24 protein-coding genes are annotated in these 13,052 nt (G+C 58.8%); all 24 read right to left on the reverse strand.

The features are described 5' to 3' along the window. Positions 1–146: 146 nt before the first annotated feature. The 24 genes from PQR54_RS33485 to rplP all read right to left on the reverse strand — a co-directional run bounded on the left by PQR54_RS33485 (position 147) and on the right by rplP (position 13,050). Positions 147–425 (reverse strand): PDZ domain-containing protein, encoded by a 279-nt coding sequence (locus PQR54_RS33485; protein ID WP_408253248.1) that lies wholly within the window; start codon positions 423–425, stop codon positions 147–149. Then, positions 383–2,260: a protein-disulfide reductase DsbD gene (gene dsbD / locus PQR54_RS33490; RefSeq protein ID WP_408253220.1), complete on the reverse strand. Its 1,878-nt coding sequence runs from the start codon at positions 2,258–2,260 to the stop codon at positions 383–385. The genes PQR54_RS33485 and dsbD overlap by 43 nt, the downstream gene beginning before the upstream one ends. Next, complete coding sequence (gene cutA / locus PQR54_RS33495) at positions 2,253–2,585, reverse strand: divalent-cation tolerance protein CutA (protein WP_408253222.1); 333 nt, start codon at positions 2,583–2,585, stop codon at positions 2,253–2,255. Before cutA ends, dsbD begins: the two co-directional genes overlap by 8 nt. Before the next feature lie 167 nt (positions 2,586–2,752). Further along, the gene (gene rplQ, locus PQR54_RS33500) at positions 2,753–3,145 is read right to left on the reverse strand and encodes a 50S ribosomal protein L17 (RefSeq protein WP_006052227.1); all 393 of its coding nucleotides are present in this window, start codon (positions 3,143–3,145) and stop codon (positions 2,753–2,755) included. A 170-nt stretch (positions 3,146–3,315) separates the two neighbouring features. Continuing rightward, the gene (locus PQR54_RS33505; RefSeq protein WP_006052226.1) at positions 3,316–4,293 is read right to left on the reverse strand and encodes a DNA-directed RNA polymerase subunit alpha; all 978 of its coding nucleotides are present in this window, start codon (positions 4,291–4,293) and stop codon (positions 3,316–3,318) included. Between the two features lie 124 nt (positions 4,294–4,417). Continuing rightward, positions 4,418–5,041, reverse strand: coding sequence for a 30S ribosomal protein S4 (rpsD, locus tag PQR54_RS33510; protein WP_106284146.1), 624 nt, complete (start codon positions 5,039–5,041; stop codon positions 4,418–4,420). 147 nt (positions 5,042–5,188) lie between these two features. Next, positions 5,189–5,593 (reverse strand): 30S ribosomal protein S11, encoded by a 405-nt coding sequence (gene rpsK / locus PQR54_RS33515; RefSeq protein WP_006052224.1) that lies wholly within the window; start codon positions 5,591–5,593, stop codon positions 5,189–5,191. Between the two features lie 28 nt (positions 5,594–5,621). Beyond that, a complete protein-coding gene (gene rpsM / locus PQR54_RS33520; protein ID WP_012434566.1) occupies positions 5,622–5,987 on the reverse strand; it encodes a 30S ribosomal protein S13 in 366 nt (121 codons plus the stop codon). Between the two features lie 41 nt (positions 5,988–6,028). Continuing rightward, positions 6,029–6,145, reverse strand: a complete 117-nt coding sequence (rpmJ, locus tag PQR54_RS33525; RefSeq protein WP_004199844.1) for a 50S ribosomal protein L36 — start codon at positions 6,143–6,145, stop codon at positions 6,029–6,031. A 20-nt stretch (positions 6,146–6,165) separates the two neighbouring features. Then, on the reverse strand, positions 6,166–6,384 hold the full coding sequence (gene infA / locus PQR54_RS33530; protein ID WP_004521905.1) for a translation initiation factor IF-1: 219 nt from the start codon (positions 6,382–6,384) through the stop codon (positions 6,166–6,168). 8 nt (positions 6,385–6,392) lie between these two features. Beyond that, positions 6,393–7,739 carry a preprotein translocase subunit SecY gene (gene secY / locus PQR54_RS33535; protein ID WP_007180124.1) on the reverse strand — a complete coding sequence of 449 codons (1,347 nt, stop codon included), beginning with the start codon at positions 7,737–7,739 and terminating at the stop codon, positions 6,393–6,395. Between the two features lie 46 nt (positions 7,740–7,785). Then, a complete protein-coding gene (gene rplO, locus PQR54_RS33540; protein WP_012434567.1) occupies positions 7,786–8,220 on the reverse strand; it encodes a 50S ribosomal protein L15 in 435 nt (144 codons plus the stop codon). A 29-nt stretch (positions 8,221–8,249) separates the two neighbouring features. Continuing rightward, positions 8,250–8,432 (reverse strand): 50S ribosomal protein L30, encoded by a 183-nt coding sequence (gene rpmD / locus PQR54_RS33545; protein WP_007180126.1) that lies wholly within the window; start codon positions 8,430–8,432, stop codon positions 8,250–8,252. Between the two features lie 10 nt (positions 8,433–8,442). Next, entirely contained in the window at positions 8,443–8,961 is a 519-nt protein-coding gene (gene rpsE / locus PQR54_RS33550; RefSeq protein ID WP_006052219.1) for a 30S ribosomal protein S5, read from the reverse strand. Between the two features lie 14 nt (positions 8,962–8,975). Then, complete coding sequence (rplR, locus tag PQR54_RS33555; protein ID WP_012434568.1) at positions 8,976–9,341, reverse strand: 50S ribosomal protein L18; 366 nt, start codon at positions 9,339–9,341, stop codon at positions 8,976–8,978. Between the two features lie 12 nt (positions 9,342–9,353). After that, positions 9,354–9,884, reverse strand: a complete 531-nt coding sequence (rplF, locus tag PQR54_RS33560) for a 50S ribosomal protein L6 (RefSeq protein ID WP_012434569.1) — start codon at positions 9,882–9,884, stop codon at positions 9,354–9,356. An 18-nt stretch (positions 9,885–9,902) separates the two neighbouring features. Beyond that, entirely contained in the window at positions 9,903–10,298 is a 396-nt protein-coding gene (rpsH, locus tag PQR54_RS33565; RefSeq protein WP_006052216.1) for a 30S ribosomal protein S8, read from the reverse strand. A 14-nt stretch (positions 10,299–10,312) separates the two neighbouring features. Then, positions 10,313–10,618, reverse strand: coding sequence for a 30S ribosomal protein S14 (gene rpsN, locus PQR54_RS33570; RefSeq protein ID WP_006052215.1), 306 nt, complete (start codon positions 10,616–10,618; stop codon positions 10,313–10,315). 7 nt (positions 10,619–10,625) lie between these two features. After that, on the reverse strand, positions 10,626–11,165 hold the full coding sequence (gene rplE / locus PQR54_RS33575) for a 50S ribosomal protein L5 (protein WP_408253226.1): 540 nt from the start codon (positions 11,163–11,165) through the stop codon (positions 10,626–10,628). A 17-nt stretch (positions 11,166–11,182) separates the two neighbouring features. Then, positions 11,183–11,491, reverse strand: coding sequence for a 50S ribosomal protein L24 (gene rplX, locus PQR54_RS33580; RefSeq protein WP_006052213.1), 309 nt, complete (start codon positions 11,489–11,491; stop codon positions 11,183–11,185). 9 nt (positions 11,492–11,500) lie between these two features. Continuing rightward, a complete protein-coding gene (rplN, locus tag PQR54_RS33585; protein WP_006052212.1) occupies positions 11,501–11,869 on the reverse strand; it encodes a 50S ribosomal protein L14 in 369 nt (122 codons plus the stop codon). A 290-nt stretch (positions 11,870–12,159) separates the two neighbouring features. Then, complete coding sequence (gene rpsQ / locus PQR54_RS33590; protein WP_007180129.1) at positions 12,160–12,432, reverse strand: 30S ribosomal protein S17; 273 nt, start codon at positions 12,430–12,432, stop codon at positions 12,160–12,162. After that, the gene (rpmC, locus tag PQR54_RS33595) at positions 12,429–12,623 is read right to left on the reverse strand and encodes a 50S ribosomal protein L29 (protein WP_007180130.1); all 195 of its coding nucleotides are present in this window, start codon (positions 12,621–12,623) and stop codon (positions 12,429–12,431) included. Before rpmC ends, rpsQ begins: the two co-directional genes overlap by 4 nt. 10 nt (positions 12,624–12,633) lie before the next feature. Further along, positions 12,634–13,050, reverse strand: coding sequence for a 50S ribosomal protein L16 (gene rplP, locus PQR54_RS33600; protein ID WP_007180131.1), 417 nt, complete (start codon positions 13,048–13,050; stop codon positions 12,634–12,636). Positions 13,051–13,052 lie beyond the last annotated feature (2 nt).

Raw genomic sequence — 13,052 nt, forward strand, 5'->3', positions numbered from 1 at the left:
GTTCGGGCGTTGTAATGACCGGAGGACGACTTATGTGTCGTGCCTCCGTTTTTTATTGGACGGCGAGGGCGTTTGGCGCTCGGCGCTTGCTCCACACGCTCCGTTAGTTTTTGCGAAGCCGTGGTCACGCCGCGGCCGGCTGCTCGCTAGTCCGCCTCCACCACGATTGCTTTGCGCTCCGCAGTCAGAGCCAGACGCCGCCCTTCGCGCTCGATCCCCAGCTTCACTGAAATCGCCGGCTGGCCTGGAATCAGACCCGCGATCTGGATGAGCGACATCTCGGCGGTCGACCGGCCGTCGATTGTCGTGATCTGGTCGCCGCGTTTCACGCCAGCGAGTTCGGCCGGCGCGCTGGGCGCCGCGACCGACCACCCGCTACCCGTTACGCGCCGGGCGCACTCGCCCGATCCAGACTGCGCAAGAATTTATCCGCCGACTCGTATCCCACGACGCGCAGCACTTCCTTGCCACGCTGATCGAAAAAGATGATCCCCGGCGGCCCAAACAGGCTGAAGCGCTTGAGCAGCGCTTGATCGTCGATGTTGTTCGCGGTCACATCGGCGCGCAGCAGATTCATCTGCGTCAATTTCGCCTGAACACGCGGGTCGCTAAAGGTGAATTTCTCCATTTCCTTGCAGCTGACGCACCAGTCCGCGTAAAAATCGAGCATGGCGGGCTGTGCGGCCGATTTGACGGCCTGGTCGAGTTCATTTGATGAGCGAACCGGGGCGAACGTCAGATCGCCCTGCGGCGCGCTGTCGAGCCTATTCGACGCGCTCGCAACACCCGCTTCCCCGCCACGCGCCGCCAGCACGGCAAGCGGGCGCAGCGGATCGGAAGAGCCCGCCGCCAGCCCAACCAGCAGGACTGCAGCCCAGATAACGAGCGCAGCGCCAATGCCTCGGCCAAGCCTGCGCCACACGGAAGCCTCCACAGCCGGCGCAGAGAATAAGCCGAGAGAGGCCGAAGCGACCAGCAACCAGAGTGCGCTCAATAGCATCGTCGCCGTCGCGCCAAGCGCCGGCCACACAATCCATAACGCGGCCGCAAGCAGCACGACGCCGAAGAACACCTTGACGCCGTCCATCCATGCGCCGGCACGCGGCAACAGCGTGCCCGCGCCAAAACCGAGGATCAGCAGCGGCACGCCCAGACCCAGCCCCATCGAGAACAGCGCCGCACCGCCGAGCACCGCGTCGCCCGTATGCGCAATGAACGCCAGCACCGCAAAGAGCGGCGCGGTCATACACGCCCCGACCACCAGCGCGGACAGCGCGCCCATGACGGCAACCGCCGCAAACTTGCCGCCGGTGCGCCCAGACGACGCGCGTGAAACGCCGTCCTGCCAATGTTGCGGCAGCGCGATGTCGAAGCCCGCAATCAGAGTCAGCGCGAAAATGGTCAAAAGTACGCCGAATGCACCGAGCACCCATGGGTTTTGCAGCCATGCGCCGAGACTCTGCCCGACCAACGCGGCGGCGATACCGAGAGCCGTGTACACGAGCGCCATGCCGACAACATAGGCCAGAGACAGCGCGAATCCGCGGGCACGCGTCACACGCGCACCTTCGCCGATGATGATCGCCGAGAGAATCGGAATCATCGGATACGAACAGGGGAGCAGGCTGAGCACAGCGCCGGCGACGAAATAGAGCCCGACGATCGCGAAGAAGCCACCGCCTTGCAGCAGCGACTGCGCGTAGTCGGCGCTGGTGGCGCGGTCGTACCACGAGGTGCCCGCGGCGGCGGAAGGCTGCGCGACGTCGGCTGCCGGAGCTGCCGCGCTGCCGGCCGGCTGAAGAGCTGCGCCGCTCACGTGGTACACGCGCTCCATCGGCGGATAGCAGATGCCGGCATCGGCACAGCCTTGCGACGTCACCACCAGGTCGAACGGCCCGGCTGCCTGTTTAACGGGAATCCGGATCGTCAGTTCATTCCGATAAGTCTCGACGTTCTTGTTAAAAGTCTGATCGAACTTGATGTGCCCAGCCGGCAATTGCGGCTCGCCGACCGTTGTCGTGCCGTTACGCGTCGCGAAGGCGAAGCGCTCGCGATACATGTAATAGCCGTCCGCGATTTTGTAGGTCACGTCGACTTCGCCGGGCTTCTCCGACGCGCTGAATTTGAACGCGACCGCGGGATCCAGGAAATCGTCCGCCGCTCGGGCGAGCGTGCCGAACTGCGCGAGGATCAGGCAGCCGAACAGGAAGAATACGGTGCGCAGCGCGTTGCGCGTGCGCCGGTCTAGGCCTTTAAACATGGAGAGGACGTTGAGTTTCAGCAATGATCCACTGGCCGTAAGCGGCGGACGCCGTCGCTTGCCATGAGAGAATTTCCGGTGTGTCGTAGGGATGGTGAGCCTGAATGTACTGCTCGAGTTCAAGCGCGCGTGTCGCGCTGGTCTTGAACAGCAACTGGATTTCCTGCGCGGTTTCAACCGCACCCTGCCAGTGATAGCTGGACTGCACGGAGCCCAATTGCGTGACACAGGCGCATAGCCGCGCGGCCAGAGCACCCGCAGCAAGCTTCTGAGCCACCGCCGCATCCGGCACCGTCGTCAGAATCAAGGTCACATTCACGCTCACAGATGGCTCCGGCACGGCACGATTCAGGTGCCGATATCGTATCACCTAGCCTTGTCTGCTCGCAGACCGCTCCGCAGCGACCATGCGGCGAATGGCCGCTGGCGCTGGCTGGCGCCACAAACAAAAAAGCCAGGCTTGGCGCCTGGCTTTTTTAGATGCTCGGAAGCTTACTCAGCTTCTTGCACTTCGACTTCTTCAACTTCCGGACGGTCGAGCAACTCGACCAGTGCCATCGGAGCGTTGTCGCCGACGCGGAAGCCGAACTTCAGGACGCGCAGGTAGCCGCCCGGACGGGTAGCGTAACGCGGGCCCAGAACTTCGAACAGCTTCGTGACCGAGTCACGATCGCGCAGGCGGTTGAACGCCAGACGACGATTTGCCAGCGACGGCTTCTTGCCGAGCGTGATCAGCGGCTCGACAACTTTACGGAGTTCTTTTGCTTTCGGCAGCGTGGTCTTGATGACTTCGTGCTCGATCAGCGAGTTGGACATATTACGGAGCATTGCCAGACGGTGGCTGCTCGTGCGGTTCAGTTTCCGCAAACCATGACGGTGACGCATGTTAATTCCTTCGATTCAAAGTTTTGGTCCAGCTCTTCTATCGCGCTCAGTTCACCCGAAGGTGTGAGTGCACGGGCCGGTATTGAAAAAAGACAAGACGCGGATTTTAAAGGAAAATCCGCGTCTTTGCCAGTGCAGCGGCGGGTTGTGTCCCGGGATTACTTGTCGACTTACTTGTCCAAACCTGCCGGCGGCCAGTTTTCGAGTTTCATGCCGAGCGTCAAACCACGCGACGCCAGTACTTCCTTGATTTCGTTCAGCGACTTGCGGCCCAGATTCGGCGTCTTCAGCAACTCGTTTTCCGTGCGCTGGATCAGGTCGCCGATGTAGTAAATGTTCTCGGCCTTCAGGCAGTTCGCGGAACGAACCGTCAGTTCGAGGTCATCGACCGGGCGCAGCAGGATCGGATCGATCTGCGGCGCACGCGACGGCGCTTCAGCCGTTGCTTCGGTGCCTTCCAGTGCAGCGAAGACCGACAGTTGATCGACCAGAATGCGCGCCGACTGGCGGATCGCTTCTTCCGGCGAAATGACACCGTTGGTCTCGATGTTCATCACGAGCTTGTCGAGGTCGGTACGCTGTTCGACGCGAGCGCTTTCAACGGCGTAGCTCACGCGGCGAACCGGCGAGAACGACGCGTCCAGCACGATACGGCCGATAATCTTGGCCGACTCTTCGCCGTAACGACGCACGTTGCCCGGCACATAACCGCGGCCCTTTTCGACCTTGATCTGCACGTCGAGCTTGCCGCCCTTCGACAGGTGCGCAATCACGTGATCCGGGTTGATCACTTCGCAATCATGCGCGAGTTCGATGTCGCCAGCGGTGACAACGCCTTCGCCTTCCTTGCGCAGCGTAACCGTCACTTCGTCACGGTTGTGCAGCTTGAACACCACGCCCTTCAGGTTCAACAACAGGTTGACCACATCCTCTTGCACACCGTCGAGCGTCGAATATTCATGTACGACGCCTGCGATCGTCACTTCGGTCGGCGCGTAGCCGATCATCGACGACAGCAGCACGCGCCGGAGCGCGTTACCCAAGGTGTGGCCGTAACCGCGTTCAAACGGTTCCATGACCACTTTCGCATGGCTCTCACCAAGCGATTCAACAGCGATGATCTTGGGCTTCAACAAACTGGTTTGCATAGGTTTTCCTTTTCAATACCCTCGGCTCGTTACACCGATAAGGCTGACCGGTAACAACCTGAAAATAAACAGCCGAGACGCCCCCTTGCTTAGCGCAATCGAGGTGCCCCGGCCGTTAATCCGATTACCGCGAATACAATTCGACGATCAGGCTTTCGTTGATATCGCCAGCGATGTCGCTGCGTTCCGGCTTTTGCTTGAACGTGCCTTCGAACTTCTTCGAATCGACAGCGACCCAGCTCGGCAGACCGCCTTGCTCAGCCAGCGACAGCGCTTCGAGAATACGCGCCTGCTTCTTCTTCGTTTCGCGCACCGCGACGACGTCGCCAGCCTTCACTTGCATCGACGGGATGTTCGACACGACGCCGTTCACGACGATCGCCTTGTGGCTCACGAGCTGACGTGCTTCAGCGCGCGTAGAGCCGAAGCCCATGCGATACACGACGTTGTCCAGACGCGATTCGAGCAATTGCAGCAGGTTTTCACCCGTGTTGCCCTTCAAACGGTCGGCTTCAGCGAAGTAACGACGGAATTGACGCTCGAGGACACCGTAGATGCGCTTCACTTTTTGCTTTTCGCGCAGCTGCGTGCCGTAGTCGGACGTACGGGCACCCGAGGTGCGGCCGTGTTGGCCGGGCTTGCTGTCAAGCTTGCACTTGTCAGCGAGCGAACGACGGGCGCTCTTCAGGAAGAGGTCAGTGCCTTCACGGCGGGACAGCTTGGCCTTAGGGCCGATATAACGTGCCACGTTGATTCCTTTGTTGATTGATCACGCGGATGCATGCACCCGCGCTAGTCCGAACCCTTTGGGTCGAACGGTGGGCTTAGTCAATTCAATAACGCAAGCAGCCTGCCGCCGCCCAAGGCGGCAACAGGCGCTAGCAAAATCGGCGTCTTAGATACGACGACGCTTCGGCGGACGGCAGCCGTTGTGCGGGACCGGGGTCACGTCGGAGATCGCGGTGATCTTGATGCCAAGACCATGCAACGCGCGCACCGCCGACTCACGGCCAGGACCGGGGCCCTTGATCCGCACTTCGAGGTTCTTCACGCCGTATTCCATCGCCACGCGGCCAGCCGATTCGGCTGCCACCTGGGCTGCAAACGGGGTCGATTTACGCGAACCCTTGAAGCCCTGACCACCCGACGTTGCCCAAGCAAGTGCATTGCCTTGACGATCGGTGATCGTGATGATGGTGTTGTTGAACGACGCGTGAACGTGAACCACGCCCTCGGCGACGTTCTTCTTGACCTTCTTGCGAACGCGTTGCGCCGCGGAGTTGTTCGAAGCCTTAGCCATTACGTTTTCCTGTAACTGTCAGTTCCGCTTACTTCTTCAGCGATTGCGCTGCACGACGCGGACCCTTGCGCGTACGGGCATTCGTACGCGTACGTTGGCCGCGCAGGGGCAAGCCCTTACGATGCCGAACGCCACGGTAGCAGCCGAGATCCATCAGGCGCTTGATGTTCATCGTCGTTTCACGGCGCAGATCGCCTTCAACGATGAACTTGCCGACTTCTTCACGCAGCTTTTCGAGGTCTGCGTCGTTCAGGTCTTTGACCTTCTTCGAAAATGCCACACCAGCAGCGACGCAGATGTCGCGCGAGCGCGTGCGGCCTACACCGTAAATAGCCGTCAGGCCGATTTCGGTATGCTGGTGATTCGGGATGTTAACCCCTGCGATACGAGCCATTGTTTTTCCTCAAACAAAAAGCGCAGCAAAAAGCGCGGCGTTCAGCCTTGACGCTGTTTGTGGCGCGGATCAGAGCTGCAAATCACGCGCACAACGCCTTTGCGCTTGATGATCTTGCAATTGCGGCAAATGCGCTTAACCGATGCCATCACTTTCATGATATTACCCTTTTTTCAAATCACTTCGCCCGGAACACGATCCGCGCACGCGACAGATCGTAAGGCGTCAATTCAACCGTCACCTTGTCGCCCGGCAAGATTCGGATGTAGTGCATCCGCATCTTTCCGGATATGTGTCCCAATACGACATGGCCGTTTTCCAGCTTTACCCTGAAGGTAGCGTTAGGCAGGTTTTCGATGACTTCACCCTGCATCTGGATAACATCGTCTTTGGCCATAAGTCCTTTCAACGCATCGGGACGCCGCCGCCTTTGAAATTAGCTTTCTTCAGCAGCGATTCATACTGTTGCGACATAACGTACGACTGCACCTGCGCCATGAAATCCATTGTGACGACGACAATGATCAGCAGCGACGTTCCACCAAAATAAAACGGCACGTTCCAGCGCAGCACCAGAAACTCGGGCAGCAGACAAACAAACACGATGTAGATCGCACCGGCCAGCGTCAGACGCGTCAAGATGCGGTCGATGTATCGCGCCGTTTGATCGCCCGGGCGGATGCCTGGGACGAAAGCGCCACTCTTTTTCAGGTTGTCGGCCGTCTCTCTGCTGTTGAACACCAGCGCGGTGTAGAAGAAACAGAAGAAAACGATCGCCAACGCGTACAGCAACACGTACACGGGTTGACCGGGCTTGAGGGCTTCGGCCACGTTGTGCAACGTGTCTGCGAACCAGCTGGTACGCGACCCCGAACTAAACCAGTTCAGGATGGTTGCCGGGAAGAGAATGATCGACGATGCAAAGATCGGCGGAATCACGCCCGACATGTTCAACTTCAGCGGCAGATGCGAAGACTGACCGCCGTAAATCTTGTTACCGACCTGCCGCTTCGCGTAGTTCACAAGAATCTTGCGCTGGCCGCGTTCAATGAACACCACCAGATACGTAACAGCAGCAATCAGCGCAACGACGATAATCGCGGATATCGGGCTCATCGAACCGGTTTGCACCAGCGAAACAAGACCACCGATCGCATTCGGGAAACCCGCTGCAATCCCGCCGAAAATAATGATCGAGATACCGTTGCCAAGCCCGCGCTCCGTGATCTGCTCACCCAGCCACATCAGGAACATCGTGCCGGTCACCAGCGTCACGACCGTCGTCAACCGAAAAACCATCCCCGGATCGATCACCAGGCCAGGCTGATTTTCCAACGCGACGGCAATGCCGAACGCTTGGAACGTCGCCAGCAGGACCGTGAAGATACGCGTGTACTGCGTAATCTTCCGCTGACCCGCCTGCCCTTCCTTTTTCAGCGCTTCGAGTTGCGGCGAGACAATTGCCAGCAACTGCATGATGATCGACGCCGAAATGTACGGCATGATCCCCAGCGCAAAAATCGTGAACCGCGATAGCGCGCCACCCGAGAACATGTTGAACATGCCAAGGATGCCGCCCGACTGACTTTGGAACAACTTTGCCAGTTGGTCCGGGTCAATACCCGGCACCGGAATATGCGCGCCGATACGGTAGACGATCAGCGCCAGCAGCAGGAACACTGCCCGCCGACGCAGATCGCCGAACTTCGCCGCGCTGCGACCGGGTTTTGCGAGACTCGGGCTGTTAGCCAAGTACCTTCTCCGATGCAAATGCTAGTGACGGCAAATAACTTGCGCGTTACTCGGCGAACGAGCCGCCAGCTGCTTCGATAGCAGCGCGCGCACCTTTCGTCGCACCCAGACCCTTCACAACGACCTTACGCTTCAACTCGCCGGTCTTGATGATCTTGGCGCTCGTGATCATCTCGCCGATCAGGCCGGCTTGTTTCAGAGCCAACAGATCGATCTCGTCGACCGGCAGCTTTTCCAGATCCGAGAGACGCACTTCTCCGACGAATTCCTTCGTCAGCGAGGTGAAGCCACGCTTCGGCAGACGACGTTGCAGCGGCATTTGACCGCCTTCGAAGCCAACCTTGTGAAAGCCGCCCGAACGCGATTTCTGACCCTTGTGACCGCGGCCAGCCGTCTTGCCCAGACCGGAGCCGATGCCACGGCCGACGCGACGCTTAGCGTGCTTCGAGCCTTCAGCCGGCTTCAGGTTATTCAATTCCATTATCAACTCCTTGAGTCCTGGTCAGCCGCTTAGCTGATGACCTTAACGAGGTACGAAACCTTGTTGATCATGCCGCGCACAGCCGGCGTGTCCTGCAACTCGCTAACCGAGTTGAGTCGGCGCAAGCCCAAGCCACGCACTGTTGCACGGTGCGTTTCACGGGTGCCGATCAGGCTCTTGACGAGCTGGACCTTGACAGTTTTATCAGACATGGTGTCCACCTTAGCCCAGAATATCTTCGACGGACTTGCCGCGCTTCGCCGCGATGTCGCCCGGCGTGGACTGCTTGCGCAGACCGTCGAGCGTTGCACGAACGAGGTTATACGGGTTCGTCGAACCGTGGCTCTTGGCCACAACGTTCTGCACGCCCATCACGTCGAACACTGCGCGCATCGGGCCGCCAGCGATCACGCCGGTACCGTCCTTGGCCGGAGCCAGGAGGACCATCGATGCGCCGTGCTTACCGTGCACTTCGTGTTGCAGGGTACCGTTCTTGAGCGGCACCTTGAACATGTTGCGGCGAGCCTGTTCCATCGCCTTCTGAACAGCGACCGGCACTTCCTTCGCCTTGCCCTTGCCCATACCGACGCGGCCATCACCGTCGCCAACCACGGTCAGTGCGGCGAAACCGAGAATCCGGCCACCCTTCACGACCTTGGTCACGCGATTGACCGAAATCATTTTTTCACGAAGGCCGTCGTCGCGTTCGTCAGCCTGAACTTTCGCTTGCATCTTTGCCATGACGAATTCTTCCCTTAGAACTTGAGTCCGGCTTCGCGCGCCGCATCAGCCAGCGCTTTCACGCGGCCGTGGTAACGGAAACCCGAACGGTCGAAGGCGACGGATTCGATGCCGGCAGCCTTAGCCTTTTCTGCGATGCGCTTACCGATCAGGGTCGCAGCATTGACGTTGCCGCCCTTGCCGGTCTGATCAGCGAGTTGCGCACGCACTTCGGCCTCGAGCGTCGACGCGCTGGCGAGCACCTTGGTGCCGCACGGCGAGAACACTTGCGCGTAGATGTGCGTGTTCGTGCGATGCACGGCGAGACGCGCGACCTGCAGCTCAGCGATCTTGATACGCGTCTGACGAGCGCGGCGCAGGCGAGATTGAGTCTTATCCATGATTGCGCACCCTTACTTCTTCTTCGTTTCTTTGAGGATCACAACCTCATTGGCGTAACGCACACCCTTGCCCTTGTAGGGCTCCGGCGGGCGATAGCCGCGCACTTCTGCAGCGACCTGGCCAACTTGTTGTTTATTGATCCCCTTGATCACGATTTCGGTTTGCGTCGGGGTTTCAGCCTTGACGCCTTCCGGCATCTGGTGCACCACGGGGTGCGAGAAACCCAGCGACAGGTTTAGCTTGTCGCCTTGCGCCTGTGCGCGGTAACCAACGCCAACCAGCGTCAGCTTGCGCTCGAAACCCTTCGTCACGCCGTTCACCATGTTCGCAACCAGTGCGCGCATCGTGCCCGACATCGCATTCGCTTCGCGGCTTTCGTCAACCGGCTCGAAATTCAGCGTGCCGTTGTCGTTCACCACTTTCACGAGGCGGTTTGCCGCCTGCGTAATCGTACCCAGCGGGCCCTTGACGGTGATGCGATCGTCGCTCAGGGCCACTTCTGCGCCTTGCAGCGCGACCGGGCTTTTACCTACTCGAGACATGTTTCTCTCCTTTCGGCCTTAAGCGACGTAGCAGATGACTTCGCCGCCAACGCCCGTTGCGCGCGCCTTGCGGTCCGTCATCACGCCCTTCGGCGTCGACACGATTGCCACGCCGAGGCCATTCATGACCACGGGGATGTCGTTACGGCCGCGGTACACACGCAGACCAGGTTTCGAAACGCGTTCAATGCGTTCGATAACCGGACGGCCAGCGTAGTACTTCAACACGATGTTCAATTCAGACTTCGCACCTTCAGACTTCACTGCGAAATCATCGATATAGCCTTCGTCCTTCAGGACCTGCGCAATCGCAACCTTGACTTTCGACGAGGGCATAGTCACCGAGACTTTCTCAACCATCTGCGCATTGCGGATGCGAGTCAGCATATCGGCGATAGGATCACTCATGCTCATTTACGTTTCTCCTATTACCAGCTCGCCTTGGTCAGGCCAGGGATCTCGCCGCGGAACGCGATTTCGCGAATCTTGTTACGCGCCAGCCCGAATTTACGGAACGTGCCACGCGGGCGACCGGTAATTGCGCAACGGTTGCGCTTACGGGTCGGGTTAGAGTTGCGCGGCAGTTGTTGCAGTTCCAGACGTGCTGCGTAATGCTCTTCGTCCGACTTGCTCATATCGCCGATAATCGCTTTCAGCTCAGCACGCTTGGGAGCGTACTTGGCGGCCAGGCGAGCACGCTTCTTTTCACGTTCGATCAGTGCCAGTTTAGCCACGGTAACCTCAGTTTCTGAACGGGAACTTGAAGCTGGCGAGCAGAGCCTTTGCTTCGTCGTCAGTCTTCGCAGTCGTCGTGATGCTGATGTTCAGCCCACGCAGTGCGTCGATCTTGTCGTAGTCGATTTCGGGGAAAATGATCTGCTCTTTCACACCGATGTTGTAGTTGCCGCGACCATCGAACGCACGACCCGACACGCCACGGAAGTCACGCACCCGGGGGAGCGCAACCGTCACGAAACGGTCCAGAAATTCGTACATTGCCTGACCACGCAACGTGACCATTGCACCGATCGGATAGCCTTGACGGATCTTGAAGCCAGCGATTGCCTTGCGTGCCTTCGTGATCACCGGCTTCTGGCCTGCGATCTTCGTCAGGTCGCCAACGGCGTTTTCGATGATCTTCTTGTCAGCAACCGCTTCGCCAAGACCCATGTTCACGGTGATCTTGGTGATGCGCGGCACTTCCATCACGGACTTGTAACCGAACTTCTCGATGAGGCCGGGTACAACCTTCTCTTTGTAAAACTCTTGCAAACGAGCCATTTTTTTACTCCGCAGCGTCAGGCGCTCAGCTCGGCACCGGTCGTTTTAAGGAAACGGACTTTCTTGTCTCCTTCGACCTTGATGCCTACACGCGACGCCTTGCCATTCGCGTCGACCAATGCGACGTTCGAAATTTGCAGCGGCATCGTCTTGGCTTCCACACCGCCCGTCGTACCCTTCATCGGGTTCGGCTTGACGTGTTTCTTGACGAGGTTGATGCCCTCGACAATCACTTTGCCTTCGCCAACGGACAGCACGACGCCGCGCTTGCCTTTATCTTTGCCGGTGATGACGATAACTTCGTCACCTTTGCGAATCTTGTTCATCGCGACTCCTTACAGCACTTCAGGTGCCAACGAAACGATCTTCATGAATCGTTCGCTGCGCAACTCGCGCGTGACAGGCCCGAAAATACGGGTGCCAATAGGTTCGAGCTTGGCATTCAACAACACAGCGGCGTTGCCATCGAACTTGATCAGCGAGCCGTCCTGACGGCGCACGCCCTTGGCGGTGCGAACCACCACGGCGTTGTAAATTTCGCCTTTCTTCACGCGCCCGCGCGGCGTTGCTTCTTTGACGGTCACCTTGATGATGTCGCCAATGCTGGCATAACGACGCTTCGAGCCGCCGAGCACCTTGATGCACATGACTTCACGCGCACCCGTGTTGTCGGCCACTTCAAGCCGAGTTTCGGTCTGGATCATGGTTTATCTTTCCCAACTTAATCCGGTCACACCACCATGGCGTACCCGGTCAGTCTTGGTCCCGTCAGCCAATCGGCTGCTTGGGTATGAACAGCAGCGACGGCAAACGAAACCCGCCATCGCAATCCGGTGAATCCTACGGAACAGACTGGCGCCCGAACCGCTTCCCCCACCAACTTCGCCCGCGACGGGGCTCCCATAAAAGAGGGAAGACCGAGATTATAACAAATAATCTCGGTCTTGCAAGCGAAACTTACTGCGATTTCAATTACTTCTACAACTTTGCGGCGTCAGATGACGCGAGCAGCCTCGACCAGGCGAGCCACAACCCAAGCTTTCGTCTTCGAAATCGGACGCGTTTCCTGGATTTCAACGAGGTCGCCCTCGTTATACGTGTTCGCATCGTCGTGCGCGTGGTACTTCTTCGAACGCACAACGTACTTGCCGTAGATCGGATGCTTCACGCGGTGCTCGACCAGCACGGTGACCGTCTTGTCCATCTTGTTGCTGACGACCTTGCCGACCAGCGTCCGCTTGAGCGAGGTTTTTACGCTATCGTTCATTTCTGGTTCGCCTTCTCAGTCAGGACGGTCCGCACACGTGCGATGTCGCGACGGACCTTCTTCAGCTGGCTCGTGTTCGTGAGCTGCTGGGTCGCGAGTTGCATGCGCAGGCCGAATTGCGCCTTCAACAGGTCCGACAGCTCCTTGTTGAGCGCGGCCTGATCTTTCTGGTGAAGTTCGGAAGCCTTCATCATTTGCTCCTTAGGCGCCGAGCTGACGCACGATAAACGTCGTCTTGAGCGGCAGCTTAGCTGCAGCCAGACGGAACGCTTCGCGTGCCAGCTCTTCGGTTACGCCGTCCATTTCGTACAGCATCTTGCCCGGTTGAATCTCTGCGACGTAGTACTCAGGGTTACCTTTACCGTTACCCATCCGTACTTCAGCCGGCTTGTGCGAGATCGGCTTGTCCGGGAAGATGCGGATCCAGATGCGGCCACCACGCTTGATGTGACGCGTCATTGCACGACGTGCCGCTTCAATCTGGCGCGCGGTCAAGCGACCACGACCGATAGCCTTCAGGCCGAACTCACCGAACGACACCGCGTTGCCGCGGGTGGCGATACCGGTGTTACGACCCTTCTGCTCTTTGCGATACTTTCTGCGTTTCGGTTGCAGCATCG

The sequence above is a fragment of the Paraburkholderia phytofirmans genome, assembly GCF_046028095.1.
Taxonomy (GTDB): Bacteria; Pseudomonadota; Gammaproteobacteria; order Burkholderiales; family Burkholderiaceae; genus Paraburkholderia; species Paraburkholderia phytofirmans_A.